A 16,343-nucleotide genomic window follows, 5' to 3' on the forward strand; every position below is an offset into this window, starting at 1 on the left:
TCGCAGTCGGATGGTACCATCTGACGCCCGCGAAAATGCGCCGAAACAAATGGGCAGCGTGATTCCGCGTTTCCATGAAAGGCGGAACCGATCTAGACGCGATCTCCGTCCCGATCAAAGAAGTGGAGACGGTCGGGCGGAAGCGACACCGTGATCTCGCCATCGAACCGAAGCGCGGCCCGGTCCTGGGTGAACATCTTGAGATCCTGACCGCCGACGTCGAGATGCACGATGATACCAAAGCCGGTCGGCTCAATGAGTTGGGTTTCGGCGGTGACAGCAGCGCTTTCGGCCGAACGGACGACATGTTCCGGGCGGATGCCAAGCGTCATTGCGCTGCCATCCTCCATGCCGGGGCGCACAGGGAGCGCCACCTCGACGCCCCGATCAAGCGCCAGCACCGGTCCGCTCTCCTTCAATCGCAACTGCCCCTCAAGAAAGTTCATGCCGGGCGAGCCGATGAAGCCCGCGACAAAACGGTTGACCGGACGGTCATAGAGATCGAGCGGGCTTCCCACCTGCTGGACGATGCCGCCATTCATGGCGACGATCCGGTCGGCAAGCGTCATCGCCTCGATCTGGTCGTGGGTCACATAGATCGAGGTGGCGCCGATATTCTTGTGGAGCTGCTTGATTTCGGCGCGCATCTGTTCGCGCAGGCGCGCGTCCAGGTTCGACAGCGGCTCGTCGAACAGGAAGGCCTTCGGCTCTCGCACGATGGCGCGCCCCATGGCGACGCGCTGGCGCTGGCCGCCGGACAGCGCGCGCGGGCGGCGTTCGAGCAGCGGATCGAGGCCGAGGATCGTCGCCGCCCTGCCGACCACGGCCTTGATGGTTTCGCGCGGCGTTCGGCGCAGGCGCAGGCTGTAGCTCATATTGTCGGCGACGCTCATATGCGGATAAAGCGCGTAGGACTGGAACACCATCGCGATATCGCGATCCTTGGGCGCCAGGTCGTTGACCCGCCTGCCGGCAATGGCGATATCGCCGCCGGTGATCTCCTCAAGCCCGGCAATCATGCGCAACAACGTCGACTTTCCGCAGCCCGAGGGGCCGACCAGAACCACAAACTCACCGTCTTCGATGTTGAGGTCGACGCCGTGCAGCACCGGGGTCCTGCCATAGCTCTTGCGCACGTCCGAGATATCGATGGAAGCCATTTGGAAATCCTTTCAGCCTTTGACGGCGCCGGCAGTGAGGCCTTTGACGAGATAGCGCTGGATAGCCAGGAAGAAGATGCAGGCGGGAATGAGCGCGAGCACGCCGGCGGCCATCATCTGACCGAAGTCGACGGAGAACTTGGACACGAAGGTGAGGAGGCCGACCGGAAAGGTCGCCGCGCTGTTGCCCGAAATCAGCATCAGGGCAAACAGGAGCTCGCTCCAGGCTGCGGTGAAGACGAAACCGAGCGTGGCGGCAATGCCCGGCAGGGTGAGCGGCAGGATGATCTGGCGGAACGCCTTGAACCGCGTCGCCCCGTCGATCATCGCCGCTTCCTCGAGATCCTTGGGAATGCCATCGAAGAAGGATTGCATCAGGAAGGTGGCGAAGGGCACGTTGAAGGCGGTGTAGACGATGATGAGGCCCGCCAGCGTGTCGGTCAGCCCGAGCGGCGACAGAAGCTTGAAAATCGGCGCCACCAGCATGACCAGAGGAAACATCTGGGTGATCAGCATCAGCGCCACGATCCAGTATTTGGTCTTGAAGGCAAAGCGCGACAGCGCGTAGCCGGCGAGCGAGGCAACGATGGTGACGGCGATCGCCGTGGAGCCCGAAACGATGACGCTGTTTCTGAAGAACAGCGGGAAATCGGAATGACGCAGCACGAAGTCGAAATGTTCGAACGTCATGCGCGATGGCCACATCCGGACCCCTTCGCTGTAAAGCAGCCTGTTGGGCGTTACCGCCACTTTCAACAGCCAGTAGAGCGGGAACAGCGCAAAGGCGACATAGGCGAGGATTGCGAGGCGGTGGGCTGCCGTGAGGGCTATTCTTTTCGGTCGCATCGTCTCAGCCCTTGTTCAGCAATGTCTGGCGCAAAAGGATGATCAGCAGGGCATAGGCCAGAAGCAGCACCAGCAGCACGAGCGCAATCGCCGAGGCATAGCCGAAATCGAGCTTGCGGAAGGCCTGGGTGAAGATGTAGCTCGCGACGATCTGCGTCCGGTTGGCCGGCCCGCCGGATGTCATCACCACGATCAGATCGGCGAAGTTGGCGATCCAGACCGTGCGCAGCAGGATGGTGATCGCCATGGTCGGCGCCAGAAACGGCAGGGTGATGGACAGGAACCGCTGCACCGGGCCGGCGCCGTCAATGGCCGCCGCCTCGTAGAGGTCGCGCGGGATCGACTGGAGCGCCGCCAGCATGGTGATGGCGAAGAAGGGGATGCCCCACCAGACATTGGCGGCGATCGGTCCCCACATGGCAAGGGCGGGGTCGGAGAGGATGTTTTCCGGTTCGGCCATCAGGCCGAGCGCGTGAAACCAGTGCGGCAGCGGACCGATGACCGGATTGAAGAGCCAGGCCCAGTTGAGGCCGGCGAGAAAGGTGGGCACGGCCCAGGGCAGGAAGACCAGCGCCTGAACCAGGCCGCGTCCGTAAAACGGCTTGTCGAGCAGGAGCGCCAGGATGAGACCGAGGACAAACTGCAGGAAAACGGATGCTCCGGTCCACCACAGCGTGTTGCCGAGCGCACGACGAAAGGCCTTGTCCCCGGCAAGCGCGTGGAAGTGATCAAGCCCGATGAAGCCGCCCGAAAACGGATTGAGAAGCTGGATATCGCGGAAGGCATAGGAAATGCCCACGACAAGCGGAACCAGGATCACCGCGGCGATCAGAAAGAGCGCCGGAGCGCTGTAGAGATAGGGCTCGAAAAACGCGCTTGCCCGCTTCGCCAGTGGCTTTCTGGCACGGTTGTCCACCGCGTCGGTCATCGTCTGTCCTTTGAATGATCGAAGAAAGGCGCCAGCCGGCTGCGGTCTCCCGCAGCCGGCCGCACGGATACGTTATCTGGCGAGGTGCTTCTTCTGCGCCTTGGTCAGGTAGTCGGCCCACTCATCGGCCATTTCCTGCGCGGTGATTTCGCCGAGCAGGGCCTGCTGCGAGGTCGAGATGGACAGCGAATCCTTGAAGAAGCCGAATTCCTCGAGATAGGTCGGCATCACGGTCGGCACGGCATCCGGGTCGTTCAGCTCCTCGAACCAGCCGGCAAACTGAGGGCTGTCATAGAAGGGGTCCTCCTCGGCTGCCCTCTGCACGGGAAGCGCGCCGGTGCGCTTGTTCCAGGCGATATTGCCTTCCGGGCCCTCGAGCGTTGCGATCAGCTTCCAGGCGAGGTCCTTGTTCTCGGAGGCCGACATCATCGACCAGCCGGCATAGCCGATGGTCGGGAAGGTCTTTCCGGACGGCCCCTTCGGCATGGTCGTCACGCCGTAATCGCTCTCGTCCATGTGCTCGGCAATGGCGATCAGCGCATCGGGGTCCTGGTCCAGGAAGGCACAGGTGCCGGAATAGAAGCCGGCGACGATCTCGTTGAAGCCCCAGTTGACCGAATCCTTCGGCGCGTAGCCGTTCTGATAGAGGTCGATCAGCCACTGGAAGCCCTCGACCCACCCCTCCTGATTGGCCGTGGAGGTGCCGTCTTCCTCGAAGAATACGTTGGAGCCGGCCATGTCGGCGCCGTACATCAGCCAGCCATTCAGCCCGCCGGCACCGCCGCGCAGGCAGTAGCCGTATTTGCCGTCCAGTTCGGAGATCTTCGCCGAGGCTTCCGTGAATTCGGCAAGCGTGGTCGGCGGCTCGGAGATGCCGGCGGCTTCCAGCAGGTTCTTGTAGTAGAACATGGCGCGCAGATAAAAGCCGTAGGGCAGCATGTAGGCCGTGCCGTCAACCTCGCGACCGAGCTCCAGCGCCCGGTCCGTCAGGTCATCGGTATATTCCCAGTCGGCGAGATAGGGCTCGAGGCTTTCCAGCATGCCGTTATTGGCATAAAGCGAAACCCAGGAATCCGGCATCTCGACCACATCTGGAATATTGCCGGCGGAGACCATGGTGGCGAACTTCTGGAAGGCCTCGCCCCAGGGCAACGAAATGATCTCGACATCGGTACCCGGATTGGCTTCCTCGAAACGCGCGACGATTGATTCCAGCGTTTCGGTTCTGGCCGGGCTGGTGATGACCTCGACCAGGATGAGCGTTTCGGCATGGGCGGCAGACGCCATGAGCGCCGAAAGGCATGTGGCTGTAAGCAGTTTCTTCATTTCCATTCCCCTTGCTTTTTGCTTCTATGCGTTGAAGTCTCAGTTTTTTGCGGCCTCGAAGGCCGCCTCGAGGTCGCGCCAGAGCGCTTCCGTGCCCTCCAGCCCGACATGAATGCGCACGGAGCGCGGATCGAGGCCGAAAGCGCGCGCCGAATTCGGCTGCGCCTTCTGCGCCAGAACCACCTCTCCGGGCACGATCAGGCTTTCATGACCGCCCCAGCTGACGCCGAGCTTGAACAGCGAGAGCCGGTCGCAGAAAGCCTTGATGTCGATGCGTTCGGAAAGGTGGAAGGAAAACAGGCCGGAGGTTCCGGAAAGCCCGGGCGGAAGCCGGTTTTTCAGACCCGGATGACAGACCTTGGTGACGTCCTCGCGGGCGGCGAGCCGCCTGGCGATTTCAAGCGCGGAGGCCTCATGCGCCTTCATCCGGATGGCAAGCGTTCTCAGTCCGCGCGTCAGAAGCCAGGCATCGAAGGGGGCAAGCTTGCCGCCGAGATAGGACAGCGCCTCCCCGCGCAGCCGCCCGACCAGCTCCTTCGAACCGGCGACGACGCCGGCGACGACATCGCTGTGGCCGGAGAGATATTTGGAGGCCGAATGGAGAACGAGATCGACGCCGAGCGTGACCGGCTGCTGGAAAACGGGGCTCGCCCAGGAATTGTCGATGACCGAGAGCGCGCCATGTTTCTTTGCAAGCGCCGCCAGCGCGCCGACGTCGTGAGCCTCCATTTCCCAGCTCGTCGGGCTTTCCATATAAAACAGCTTCGCGCCGGACAGCGCCGCATCGACCGCTTCAAGGTCCAGCCCGTCCACATACTCGACCTCGATTTTCATACGCTTCAGGATGGTGCCGAACAGCCGGTAGGCATCGGGATAGACGTTGCGCACGGCAACGATCCGGTCTCCCGGCTCGACGAAGGTGATGATCGCCGCCGAAATCGCCGCCATGCCGCTGGCAAAGCCCACCGCGTCCTCCGCCTTTTCCATGCGCGCCAGCATTTCCTCGAACACCCTGACCGTCGGGTTCGCGGCGCGCGAATAGACGAAACGCTCCTTCCGCCCGGCATAGGTGTCGAGCATCTCGTCGTAGTTCTCGAAGGTGAACAGCGATGTCTGCACGATCGGCGGAACGACGGCGGCGAAGGCATGGACCCCGTCATGAGCGCCGATCAGCGCGATTTCGTCGGCTTGGGAGAGGCCGTCATTCATTTGGACATTTCCTTGATGTCTTCCTCGACGACGTCGAGGATCTTCAGTGTTTCCCGCCGCGCGGCCTCGGTATCCTGGGCGACGATGGCGTTGAACAAGGTGCGGTGATAGGGAAAGGAGCGGCGGGCGAAATCCGGGCGGTCGAAGGGCTCGGCCCAGAATTTCTCGAACGCCTCGCGCATTTGCTCCAGAAGCTGACGGAACAGGGGATTGTGCGTGGCATCGTAGATCGCCAGATGCAGTTCAAGGTCTTCCGGCCCGGACGTGCCCTTGGACAGGTGCACGCGCTCCATCGCGTCGAGCTTTTCCTCGATGATCTTCAGGTCCGCGGCGGTGCGGCGCCGCGCGGCCGCCATGGCGGCCTCCGCCTCGATGCCGCGACGCACTTCAAGCGTCTGCAGCAAAGCGTCACGGAGATTGACCGCATTGAGGGACAACGGCATGTGGATTGTGGCCGATGAGATCGGCTTGAGCAGAAAGGTGCCGCTGCCCTTGCGGGTCTCCATCACGCCGAGCGACTGGAAATGCCGGATCACCTCGCGAATGGTCGAACGCCCGACGCCGAGCGCCGCCATCAGTTCGCGTTCGGCCGGGATACGGTCGCCGGGCTTCAAGCCCGAGCGCGACACGTAGTCTACCAGTGCGTCGGCGACCTGTCGAACGCGGCTTACCGGCGCAAGCGGCATCATGGCGGGCTTGTCATCGTTCATGCGTCAGCCATCTTGCCGGGAAGGCACAGGAAACCGCTCCCGCAACGGCAATGCCCTGCGCGGCGCCAGACGGAGCAAGCCCCGTTTCAGACCGGTTTCCCCAAGAAGCCTTTCGGCGTTCCCCTATTATTGGTTGTTAAATTGGTCTGACATCATAGCAAAGCAAACGGCGCGCGCTGTCAAGAGGCGAAACGATGACCTCCCGGTCTGCCGCCGCGCGGCAAAACCGTTTCGACACCTCGCGGCTCGAAGCGGTCTTGCCCGGAACGCCGGTTTGCGGATGCCGGCATTCCTCGCTTGACAGTCTCCAATGTCTGTGCAAATTTGATTGCGCAAACGATAAACCAATGGTGAGATAACGCTTGCTCATGGTATTTAATTGTTTGCCTCAGGGAGGACGAACCGTGGCGGACAGGGTCTCGAAGCTGCAATCGGCAAGCGCTTACCAGCGCGCCACGATCCGTGATGTCGCGGCGAAGTCCAATGTCAGCGTGACGACCGCCTCGCGCGCACTCAACGGCACGGGCCGCATGTCGGACGAAACCCGCGCACGCGTGCGCTCCGCCGCCGCAGAGCTTGACTACAGGCCGAACTCGATCGCCCGCGGCCTCGTCCAGCAGCGCTCCTTCACGCTCGGCCTTCTGACGAACGACACGTACGGACGCTTCACATTGCCGGTGGCCGCCGGCCTTTCCGCCGCCATGGCAGACCGCGGGGTTTCGGTTTTTCTCAGCGCCGGAAAATACGAGCCCGAAAGCCTGAAACTCAATCTCGGCGCCATGGAAGAGAAGCGGGTCGACGGGCTGGTGATAACCGGCAAGCGCATTGATCGCGGCCTGCCGATCGACCTGCCGCCGCTCGGCATGCCGGTCGTTTATGTCTATGCCGCCGCGCCGGAGGGAGCGGTCAGCTTCGTGCCCAACGACACCAACGCGGCGCAGGATGCGGTGCGGCACCTGATCGGTCTCGGACGCCGGAAGATCGCGCATATCACCGGGCCGCTGGACTTCAAGGCCGCGCATCTGCGCGAAGCCGGGTGGCGCGCCGCCCTGGAAGAGGCCGGGCTCGCCCCCTTCGGAAAGGCGATCTTCTCGGCCTGGACGGAAGCGCACGGCTACGACACAGCGCATGCGCTGATCGAGGCCGGAGAGCGTCCGGATGCGATCTTCTGCGGCAACGACCAGATCGCCCGCGGCGTGATCGACGCCTTCGCATTGATGGGTATTCGCGTGCCGGACGACATCGCGATTGTCGGCTTCGACAATTGGGAAGTCTTTGCCAAGGCGACGCGACCGCCGTTGACCACGGTGGATATGGGCCTTCCGGGCCTCGGGAGAAGCGCGGGTCTTGCGCTTCTCGACATGATTGACGGCAAGGAGGTCGAGCCGGGCGTGCGCGAAACGCCCTGCAGGCTCGTCGTCAGACAATCCTGCGGCGCAAGACCGGACTGAGGACTGCGCCGGGACCCCGCCCCGCCAACAAGACAGACCGGCTGAAGGGCCGGTTCCAGGGGAGGAGATCGCGCATGCTGCGCAAACGTTAGCTCAGCCCAATCCGGGCTGTCATAGGATATCAAACGGGAGGTAAGTGACATGAAACTGAAGGCTCTTCTAGGCGGCGCCGCCATTGCCGCCATCGCTCTGCCGGGTCTGGCCCAGGCGGAAACATTCTCGCTCTGGGTTCGCTCCGACGGCTCGGAATTCATGCCCAAACTGGTCGACGCGTTCAATGCCAAGAACGAGGACAAGGCCGAACTGCAGATCGTGCCGGTGAACGAACTGGTCCAGAAATACGCCATCGCCGCTGCCGGCGGATCGGAGCCGGACGCGCTTTCGCTTGACCTGATCTATACGCCGTCCTTTGCCCAGGCCGGCCAGCTCAAGGAACTGACGGAATTCGCCAAGTCGCTGCCCTATTACGACAATCTGTCGAAGGCGCATCTTTCGGTCGGCGCCTATGACGGCAGGATCTACGGCATGCCGTTCTCGGCCGACGCCTCCGTGCTGGTCTGGAACAAGAACCTGTTTGAGGAAGCGGGCCTCGACCCCGACAAGGCGCCGACGAACTGGGCGGAGATCCGCGAGGATGCGGAAGCGGTCGCGGCTCTCGGCGATGACACGTACGGCTTCTATTTCTCCGGCAATTGCGGCGGCTGCAATATCTTCACCTTCATGCCGCTCGTCTGGGCATCCGGCGGCGCGCTGTTCGAGGATGAAGGCGCGAAGGCGACCGTGACAACGCCGCAGATGAAGGATGCGATCGAGTTCTACCGCGGCATGGTCGAGGACGGACTGGTACCGGCGGGTTCGCAGACGGACTCCGGCTCGAACTTCTTCGCGGCCTTTGCCGGCGGCAATATCGGCATCACGCCGTCCGGCTCTTTCGCGATCGGCGCGCTCAACAACCAGTATCCGGACCTTGAATACGGCGTGACCTATCTGCCGGGCAAGGACGGCGGCTGGTCGTCTTTCGCCGGCGGCGACAATATCGTTGTCTCGGCGAAGACCGAGGACAGCAAGATGCCGGCGATCCAGGCCTTCATCGAATTCGCCTATTCGCCGGAAGGCCAGAAGATCCTCGCGCAGAACGGTTCGCTGCCGGTGCGTGACGATGTCGCCGAACAGGCACTGGAAGGTCTCGACGCCCGCTACATGATCGCGGCCGAGGCCATGGCCAAGGGCAAGACGCCCTACAGCCCGGTCTTCAACGATCTGATCAATTCGCTGAACGGCCCCTGGGTCACCATGCTGAACCGCGCCTTCTACGCCGACAGCGCGGCAGAGGTGGATGAGGCCATGGAAGAAGCCCAGGACGAGATGCAGTCGATCATCGACGCATCGCGCTGAGCGGCCCTTTTCCTGAAAGAACAACCGCCGGCACTCAATGGCCGGCGGCCACCCTTTTGATGCGAAAGGACTTTCGCCATGTCTGACCAGATGACGGCAGGCGCGGGAGCGCCCGTGCCGAAAAAGCGCCGGCGGCGACGGCATTCACAGTGGACCGGCCTGATTCATGTTCTGCCCGCGCTGGCGCTCGTCACCGTCTTCTTCATCGTTCCGCTCGGCATGACGGTGTGGATGTCGCTTCACAAATGGCCGTTGATGGGCCTGCCGCGCTTTATCGGCCTCGACAATTACGAGCGACTGCTGTTCGACAAGAGTTTCTGGTCGTCGCTCTGGTTCACAGTCCAGTACACGGTCGTCGTCACCATTGCGCTTTTGGGCTTCGCCATGGCGCTGGCGCTGATCGTGCAGGGCCAGGGACGCGCGGTTTCCGCCTACCGGACAATCTATTTCCTGCCGGTGGTCACGGGCTTTGCCTCCGCAGCGCTTCTGTGGGTCTGGCTTTCAAATGTCGATACCGGCCTGTTCTCGCCGCTGGCGCAGGACCTCGGCCTGACGGAGGGCCGGGTGAATATCCTCGCCAATTTCACGCCGGCCTTCTGGTCGGTGATCGTCATGGTGGTCTGGAAAATGGCCGGCTTCTTCATGGTCATCCTGATGAGCGGGCTGCAGTCGATCCCGGCGGACTATCAGGAAGCCGCGCGCATTGACGGCGCCAAATGGCTGCAGCGCTTCCGCTACATCACCATGCCGCTGATCCGCAAACCCTTCGCGTTGGCGCTGATCCTCTGCGTTTCAGGTTCGATGCTCGCTTTCGACCAGTTCTATATCATCCTGAGCGGCGGCCCGCAGAACAAGACGGTGACCGCCGTCTACAAGATCTTCAACGAAAGCTTCGTCTCCTTCCGCCTGGGTTACGGCGCGGCGCTGTCGATGGTGCTGCTCGTCATCCTGCTCGTCCTCAGCGTGCTGCAGCTAACCTTGCTCAGCGATCGAAAGGACAAATGATGTCGACCGCCGTTTCATCCCTTGCACAGAGCGCAGCAGCGCCGGCCACCCGCCGCGGCCGCTTCCGCTATCATCGCCTTCTCTTTCACGTAACGGCGACGCTGGTCGCGACGCTCTTTCTCGCGCCGCTGGTCTGGGTGGTGCTGGCAAGCTTCCGCACGCCGGCGGAATCCACCCAGCCGCCCCTGCCGCCATGGCCAACCGAAGGCTTCAGCATCTCAAGCTATGAACGGCTTGAAAATTTCGGCCAGTCGGTTCTGCACTATTCGGGCAATTCGCTGTTTGTCGCCGTCGGCACCTCGGCGCTTACCATCGTCGTGGCAATCCTCGCCGGTTACGGTTTCTCGCGCTACCGCTTCCCGTTCAAAGGCTTTGCCTTCGTCCTCATCCTGTCGACGATGATGATCCCGTTTCAGTCGATCCTGACGCCGCTGTTCCTGCTTCTGGCCAAGATGGGGCTTCAGAACACGCTCATCGGGCTCGTCTTCATCTATTCGACGCTGCAGCTTCCCTTCTCCGTCTTCATGATGCGCAACGCTTTCGACGCGGTTCCGAAGGAGATCGAGGAGGCTGCCCGCATGGACGGGGTCAAGGGCGTGCGCATGCTGGTGCAGGTGATGGGCCCGCTGGTCCTGCCCGGCGTGGTCACCGTCGGCCTGTTTGCCTTCCTCAATGCCTGGAACGAGTTTCTCGCCGCCCTGGTGCTTCTGACAGACCAGTCGAAGTTCACGCTCCCCGTCCTGATGACCGCCGTGCGCTATGGCCGCTACGGCTCGGTCGACTGGGGTGCCGTGCAGGCCGGCGTCACGCTGATGATGATCCCCTGCATGATCCTCTTCCTCCTTCTCCAGCGCTCCTACATTCGCGGCCTCACGGCCGGAGCGGTGAAATAAGCCCTTTTGAAAGGACACCAAGATGAACAAGCCTCTCAACGCTGGCGATGCCCTTCAGCCGAAGTCGAAATTCCGCCCGTTATCCGTCAATCAGGTCGAGGTCGGCGGCTTTTTCGGCCCGCGCGTAGACGTGGTCGCGACCACGACCGCCAAGCTGCTGTTCGACCGCTGTATCGAGGCGCGCATGCTGGAACAGGTCGATCCGGACCTGCCCAATCCCGGCATCGTCATCCCCTTCGACCACGGCAACACCGTCACCACGCAGATGTTCTGGGATTCCGATTTCGGCAAGAGCATCGAGACGGCGGCCTATGCGCTAAACCGCAAGCGCGATGAAGAGCTTGAAGCGCGCGTCGATGACGTCATCGATGCGTATGGCAGATTGCAGGCCGAGGATGGCTATCTCAATTCCTGGTATCAGCGCATCCAGCCGGGCCAGCGCTGGACCAATCTGCGCGACCGCCACGAACTCTACAATGCCGGGCACCTGATCGAGGGCGCGGTCGCCTATTACCACGCGACCGGCAAACGCAAATTCCTCGACATCATGTGCCGCTATGCCGACTGCATCGATGCAACCTTCGGCCCTGACGCCGACAAAAAGCACGGCTATCCCGGTCATCCGGAACTTGAACTGGCGCTGGTCAAGCTCGGTCGCGTCACCGGCGAACAGCGCTACCTTGATCTGGCGAAGTTCTTCGTCGACGAGCGCGGCAGGGAGCCGAAATATTTCGATCAGGAAGCGATTGCGCGCGGCGAGAAGCCGGAGGATTTCCACTTCACCACACTCGAATACTGCCAGGCTCACAAGCCTGTGCGTGAACAGCGAGAAGTCGTCGGTCACGCGGTCAGGGCGGCCTATCTTTATGCGGGAATGGCCGACGTCGCCACCGAGTTTTCGGACGACAGCCTTGACCCGGCCCTTGAGGCGCTATGGTCGCACCTGACCGACCGGAACCTCTATGTCACCGGCGGCTTCGGCCCGTCCAAGGACAATGAGGGTCTGACCTTCGACTATGACCTTCCGAACGAAACGGCCTATGCGGAGACCTGCGCCGCCGTCGCGCTGGTGTTCTGGGCAAGCCGCATGCTGGGCCGCGCGCCCGACGCACGTTTTGCCGATGTGATGGAGCGGGCGCTCTACAACGGCGCGCTTTCCGGTTTGTCGCAGGACGGCACGCGTTTCTTTTACGACAATCCGCTGGAAAGCTATGGCAATCACCACCGCTGGCGCTGGCACCGCTGCCCGTGCTGCCCGCCGAACATTTCCCGGCTGGTGGCCTCGATCGGCACCTATTTCTATGGCGTGGCCGAGGATGAGCTGGCGCTGCACCTCTATTGCGAGAATGCAGCCGAAATCGAAGTCGCGGGAACAAAGGTCGGCGTGAAGCAGGAAACGGCCTATCCGAAGGATGGCCAGATCACGGTTACGCTCACGCCGGAAACGCCCGCCGAGTTTACTCTGTCGCTGCGCGTTCCGCAGTGGGCCAGGGGCTTTTCGCTGACGATCAACGGTGAAGCCTCCGATGCAACCCCGGAAAAGGGCTATCTTCGCATCCGGCGTCAGTGGAAGGCGGGTGATACGGTCAAGCTCGATCTTCAGATGGAACCGGAAATGCTCTATGCCCATCCGAAGGTCGCGCCCGATCAGGGCCGCACCGCGCTGCTGCGCGGCCCTCTCGTCTACTGTGTCGAGGAAACCGACAATGCGGCGCCGCTCAATGCTTATGTGGTGAAGGACGGCGCACCCGTGACCCTTGATCAGGCCGAAGGGCTTGGCGATACGGTCGCACTCAGCATCGAGGCTCTTGTCGAAAGCCAGCCGACCGGTGCGCTTTACTCCACCACACCGCCGGAACGGACATCCGCTAGTTTGAAAGCCATACCCTATTATCTCTGGGACAACCGCGCCCCGGGCCAAATGCTGGTCTGGCTGCGCAGGGAGGCATGACAATGAGCCAGGCAGAGTTGCTCACCCCGGATCGCAACCCATCGGGCCTGTCGCTTCGGCGGGTCTCCAAGGCCTTCGGCGCGGTGCAGGTGATCCATGATGTCGACCTGGAGATCGAGGGCGGCGAATTCGTCGTTTTCGTTGGACCGTCAGGCTGCGGAAAGTCCACGCTGCTCAGGCTGATCGCCGGCCTTGAGGAGGTGACCAGCGGCGACGTTCTGATTGCAGGCACGGATGTGACCGACGAGGACCCGTCCGACCGCGGCATTGCCATGGTGTTCCAGACCTATGCGCTCTATCCGCATATGAGCGTGGAGCAGAATATGGGATTCGGCCTCAAGGTCGCCGGACGCCCGAAGGCGGAGGTCGAGGCCAAGGTGCGCCAGGCGGCCGATATCCTGAAGCTGACCGACTATCTCGACCGAAGGCCCGGCCAGCTCTCCGGCGGCCAGCGCCAGCGCGTCGCCATCGGCCGGGCGATCGTGCGCGACCCGGAAATCTTCCTGTTCGACGAGCCGCTTTCCAATCTCGATGCCGAGCTGAGGGTCGGCATGCGCATAGAGATCGCCCGGCTGCACCGCGAGCTCGGCAACACAATGATCTACGTGACCCACGACCAGACCGAGGCGATGACGCTTGCCGACAAGATCGTCGTTCTGCGCGGCGGCTATATCGAGCAGGTCGGGTCACCGGCAACGCTTTATGACGACCCTGACAACATGTTCGTCGGCGGCTTCATCGGCTCGCCGAAAATGAACTTCCTCACCGGCGTCATCAAGGGCGACCGCATCGAAATCGCCGGCGGCGCCCTGCCCTGCCCGAAACTCGAGGCAAAGCCAGAGGACGGAACCCGTGTCTCGGTCGGCATCCGGCCTGAACACTGGAAGCCACGAGACGACAGCGAAGAAGGCCTGCCGTTCACGGTCGATTTCGCGGAGTTTCTCGGCGGCTCGAGCTATCTCTATGGCACCATTGGCGACACAGTCTGCACGGTGGAAGTCGAGCGGAGCGCGATTGCGAAGGCCGGCACGAGGCTCACGCTCGACGTCGAAGCCGAGCGCGTCTATGTGTTTGCGGAGGACGAGGATCGGATAAGGTAACGAACCGCCGGGACAATGGCCGGGGACCTTCCGCGGAAGACCGACGCGATGTCCGGTCAACGCCGGCGGAAGCGGGTCTGCCATCGATACCGCATCGAGGAAGGGGAAGGACCAAGTCGGCGAGAGAACCGGCATGGCGCTTCGCGCGCCATGCCTTTTCATGGTTACGACCGCCGCATCGTCAGCCAACCAGGCCGTTGTCGTCGCGCTTGATCGCCATGATCGACGAGCGCGGCAGGCCCTCTTCCGCCGGCCAGGAGCCGCCCGGATGCTGGACGCCGACGAACATGGTGCGCCGGTCGGCCGACCAGCAAAGGCCGGTGATTTCGCCGCCGCGCGGGCCTGTCAGGAAGCGGACGATCTCGCCCGTTGCCGGATCGCCTGCGAGCTGCTGGTTGTTGCCCATGCCGGCGAAATCGCCCTCATTGCTGTCCTCGCCGTCGGTCTGGATCCAGACGAGGCCGCTCGTGTCGAAGGCCATGCCGTCGGGCGAGTTGAACAGATTGCCGCTGTTGATGTTGGACGAACCGGCATAGGCGTCCGAATGGACCTCCGGATTGCCGGCCATGACGAACAGGTCCCAGCGGAACGTGTCGGAAGCGTGGTCGTCGCCGTCGGGATACCAGCGCACGATCTGGCCGTATTCATTGGCCTCGCGCGGGTTGGGCCCGCCGACAGGCGTCGCGTCGCCGCCGGCATTGGCCTTGACGCCGCGGTTCTTGTTGTTGGTGAGACAGCAATAGGCTTCCACAGCATAAGGATTGACGGCGACCCATTCGGGACGGTCCATCGTCGTGGCGCCGACCTTTGACCCGGCCATGCGGGCGAAGATCAGGATGTCGGCTTCGTCCATGCCGGTGGTTTCCGGCGTCAGCGCCAGCCATTCGCCGGTCTGGTCGTCGTTGAATTTGGCGACATAGAGCGTGCCGTCATCGAGCAGACCGTCGGTATCGCCGCCGGCGACATAGGGATTGGTCGAGACGAAGCGGTACAGGAATTCGCCGCGCTCGTCATCGCCGAGATAGACCACGACGCGGCCATCCGGGGCGAGGGTCACCTCGGCGTTTTCATGCTTGAAGCGGCCGAGCCCGGTGCGCTTGACCGGCGTGCTGTCAGGATCGGTCGGGTCGATCTCGACCACCCAGCCGAAGCGGTGCGGCTCGTTGGGGTTCTTCGAGGTGTCGAAGCGTGGATCGAACTTTTCGTAGCCATACTGGCTTTCGGCGGCCATGCCATAGCGCTTGTAGCCGGCAGCGACCTCGTCGCTGTAGCTCGTCTCTTCGGTGGCGCCGAAATAGCCGTTGAAGTTTTCCTCACAGGTCAGATAGGTGCCCCAGGGCGTCTTGCCGGCGCCGCAATTGCCCATCGTGCCGAGCACGGCGCGACCATCCGGGTCCGCTTCGGTCTGCAGCAGCGGGTGACCGGCGGCCGGACCCGAAATCGCCATCGGCGCATTGTGGTGCAGGCGGCGGTTGAACGGGCTGGAACGCACCACGGACCAGCCGTCAGCGCCTTCCTTGATCTCGACCACGGTCACGCCCTGCAGGTTCTGCAGCTTCAGCACATCGGCCGCGCTCTGCGGCACGCCGTCTTCGGTATGCGGCAGGTTGATGTCGCTGTTCACATATTCGTTGTTGACCGCGAGAATCTGGTGACCCCCGATCTCGAAGGTTTCCATGCCATCGGTGTTTTCACCGAAGACCTTGTCGGATTCCTCGACCGAGCCGCCGGTCTCGTGGTTGAATTCGGCCACGCCGTCATAAAGCGGATCGCCCCAGCTCACCAGGACCCTGGCATTGTAGTTCTCCGGCACGTGGAAGGCGTAATCGGTCTGGGCGGCGATCGGCGTGAACGGAAAGCGCGACTGCGGCGCTGCCGCTTCCGCCGCTCCGCCCGGCAGCAGGCCGGCGCTCATGGCAACGGCGCCCGAGCCGAAGGCGACGACGCCTCCGAGAAAGCCGCGGCGCGAGATCGCGCGTTCGACCACGCGGTCGAAATCGCTCTCTTCGGGCCGGGGAAAATTGAGTTCGTCCCACGCATCGGCGGGCATCCTGATTGGCGGTATTTTGGTCATGAAAGATCCCTCGTAATTTAATACCATTACGAGATCGACCCTACAGGGCTTTCTTGACGGCGGCATGAAAGCGCACGGCCACGCCGCGCCCGAGTGCGGAATATTCAAACCTGAGACAAGCTTTCAGGACAGCGGCAGATTGGACGCCGCGCCCTCCGGCAGAAATCGACCGCGATCATTGTCAGCTTTCCTGATCGTTTGGAGATCCGCCCGGCGACACCTCCCTTCGGGCACGCAAGGGGCGCTTGTCTTATGATTTTTCCCGGCTTTTCTGCGAAGAAGAGCCACTGACAGC

Annotated in this window: 13 protein-coding genes; 6 read left to right on the plus strand and 7 right to left on the minus strand. The window is 62.6% G+C overall.

What is annotated here, in order from left to right; translation table 11 throughout:
• Nucleotides 1-92 precede the first annotated feature (92 nt).
• From AZF01_RS17395 to AZF01_RS17420, 6 genes are all read right to left on the minus strand, one after another.
• Entirely contained in the window at nucleotides 93-1,160 is a 1,068-nt protein-coding gene (locus AZF01_RS17395; RefSeq protein WP_024706863.1) for an ABC transporter ATP-binding protein, read from the minus strand.
• Between the two features lie 12 nt (nucleotides 1,161-1,172).
• Nucleotides 1,173-2,006: a carbohydrate ABC transporter permease gene (locus tag AZF01_RS17400; RefSeq protein ID WP_024706864.1), complete on the minus strand. Its 834-nt coding sequence runs from the start codon at nucleotides 2,004-2,006 to the stop codon at nucleotides 1,173-1,175.
• 4 nt (nucleotides 2,007-2,010) lie between these two features.
• Nucleotides 2,011-2,934 carry a carbohydrate ABC transporter permease gene (locus tag AZF01_RS17405; protein WP_024706865.1) on the minus strand — a complete coding sequence of 308 codons (924 nt, stop codon included), beginning with the start codon at nucleotides 2,932-2,934 and terminating at the stop codon, nucleotides 2,011-2,013.
• A 72-nt stretch (nucleotides 2,935-3,006) separates the two neighbouring features.
• Entirely contained in the window at nucleotides 3,007-4,260 is a 1,254-nt protein-coding gene (locus AZF01_RS17410; RefSeq protein ID WP_024706866.1) for a sugar ABC transporter substrate-binding protein, read from the minus strand.
• 39 nt (nucleotides 4,261-4,299) lie between these two features.
• Nucleotides 4,300-5,469, minus strand: coding sequence for a PLP-dependent transferase (locus AZF01_RS17415; protein WP_024706867.1), 1,170 nt, complete (start codon nucleotides 5,467-5,469; stop codon nucleotides 4,300-4,302).
• A complete protein-coding gene (locus AZF01_RS17420; RefSeq protein ID WP_024706868.1) occupies nucleotides 5,466-6,179 on the minus strand; it encodes a FadR/GntR family transcriptional regulator in 714 nt (237 codons plus the stop codon). Before AZF01_RS17420 ends, AZF01_RS17415 begins: the two co-directional genes overlap by 4 nt.
• 404 nt (nucleotides 6,180-6,583) lie before the next feature.
• On the opposite strand from AZF01_RS17420, the gene AZF01_RS17425 reads away from it, so the two are divergent.
• The 6 genes from AZF01_RS17425 to AZF01_RS17450 all read left to right on the plus strand — a co-directional run bounded on the left by AZF01_RS17425 (nucleotide 6,584) and on the right by AZF01_RS17450 (nucleotide 13,974).
• Nucleotides 6,584-7,630, plus strand: a complete 1,047-nt coding sequence (locus AZF01_RS17425; protein ID WP_024706869.1) for a LacI family DNA-binding transcriptional regulator — start codon at nucleotides 6,584-6,586, stop codon at nucleotides 7,628-7,630.
• A 141-nt stretch (nucleotides 7,631-7,771) separates the two neighbouring features.
• Nucleotides 7,772-9,025: a sugar ABC transporter substrate-binding protein gene (locus AZF01_RS17430; protein WP_152534454.1), complete on the plus strand. Its 1,254-nt coding sequence runs from the start codon at nucleotides 7,772-7,774 to the stop codon at nucleotides 9,023-9,025.
• Between the two features lie 78 nt (nucleotides 9,026-9,103).
• Nucleotides 9,104-10,030: a carbohydrate ABC transporter permease gene (locus tag AZF01_RS17435; protein ID WP_024706871.1), complete on the plus strand. Its 927-nt coding sequence runs from the start codon at nucleotides 9,104-9,106 to the stop codon at nucleotides 10,028-10,030.
• On the plus strand, nucleotides 10,030-10,923 hold the full coding sequence (locus AZF01_RS17440) for a carbohydrate ABC transporter permease (protein WP_036236134.1): 894 nt from the start codon (nucleotides 10,030-10,032) through the stop codon (nucleotides 10,921-10,923). Before AZF01_RS17435 ends, AZF01_RS17440 begins: the two co-directional genes overlap by 1 nt.
• A gap of 22 nt (nucleotides 10,924-10,945) precedes the next feature.
• Complete coding sequence (locus AZF01_RS17445) at nucleotides 10,946-12,874, plus strand: glycoside hydrolase family 127 protein (RefSeq protein ID WP_024706873.1); 1,929 nt, start codon at nucleotides 10,946-10,948, stop codon at nucleotides 12,872-12,874.
• A gap of 2 nt (nucleotides 12,875-12,876) precedes the next feature.
• Nucleotides 12,877-13,974, plus strand: a complete 1,098-nt coding sequence (locus tag AZF01_RS17450; protein WP_152534455.1) for an ABC transporter ATP-binding protein — start codon at nucleotides 12,877-12,879, stop codon at nucleotides 13,972-13,974.
• Between the two features lie 181 nt (nucleotides 13,975-14,155).
• Here AZF01_RS17450 and AZF01_RS17455 read toward each other — a convergent pair whose 3' ends face one another.
• Nucleotides 14,156-16,048, minus strand: coding sequence for a PhoX family phosphatase (locus AZF01_RS17455; RefSeq protein WP_024706875.1), 1,893 nt, complete (start codon nucleotides 16,046-16,048; stop codon nucleotides 14,156-14,158).
• Between the last annotated feature and the right edge of the window lie 295 nt (nucleotides 16,049-16,343).

The organism is Martelella sp. AD-3 (assembly GCF_001578105.1).
Taxonomy (GTDB): Bacteria; Pseudomonadota; Alphaproteobacteria; order Rhizobiales; family Rhizobiaceae; genus Martelella.

Excerpts from the sequence above, each read along its gene's own strand:
- AZF01_RS17395 (WP_024706863.1), bottom strand. The coding sequence starts at position 1,160 with ATGGCTTCCATCGATATCTCGGACGTGCGCAAGAGCTATGGCAGGACC.
- AZF01_RS17440 (WP_036236134.1), top strand. The coding sequence starts at position 10,030 with ATGTCGACCGCCGTTTCATCCCTTGCACAGAGCGCAGCAGCGCCGGCC.
- AZF01_RS17410 (WP_024706866.1), bottom strand. The coding sequence starts at position 4,260 with ATGAAGAAACTGCTTACAGCCACATGCCTTTCGGCGCTCATGGCGTCT.
- AZF01_RS17435 (WP_024706871.1), top strand. The coding sequence starts at position 9,104 with ATGTCTGACCAGATGACGGCAGGCGCGGGAGCGCCCGTGCCGAAAAAG.
- AZF01_RS17430 (WP_152534454.1), top strand. The coding sequence starts at position 7,772 with ATGAAACTGAAGGCTCTTCTAGGCGGCGCCGCCATTGCCGCCATCGCT.
- AZF01_RS17445 (WP_024706873.1), top strand. The coding sequence starts at position 10,946 with ATGAACAAGCCTCTCAACGCTGGCGATGCCCTTCAGCCGAAGTCGAAA.
- AZF01_RS17400 (WP_024706864.1), bottom strand. The coding sequence starts at position 2,006 with ATGCGACCGAAAAGAATAGCCCTCACGGCAGCCCACCGCCTCGCAATC.
- AZF01_RS17415 (WP_024706867.1), bottom strand. The coding sequence starts at position 5,469 with ATGAATGACGGCCTCTCCCAAGCCGACGAAATCGCGCTGATCGGCGCT.
- AZF01_RS17405 (WP_024706865.1), bottom strand. The coding sequence starts at position 2,934 with ATGACCGACGCGGTGGACAACCGTGCCAGAAAGCCACTGGCGAAGCGG.
- AZF01_RS17455 (WP_024706875.1), bottom strand. The coding sequence starts at position 16,048 with ATGACCAAAATACCGCCAATCAGGATGCCCGCCGATGCGTGGGACGAA.
- AZF01_RS17450 (WP_152534455.1), top strand. The coding sequence starts at position 12,877 with ATGAGCCAGGCAGAGTTGCTCACCCCGGATCGCAACCCATCGGGCCTG.
- AZF01_RS17420 (WP_024706868.1), bottom strand. The coding sequence starts at position 6,179 with ATGAACGATGACAAGCCCGCCATGATGCCGCTTGCGCCGGTAAGCCGC.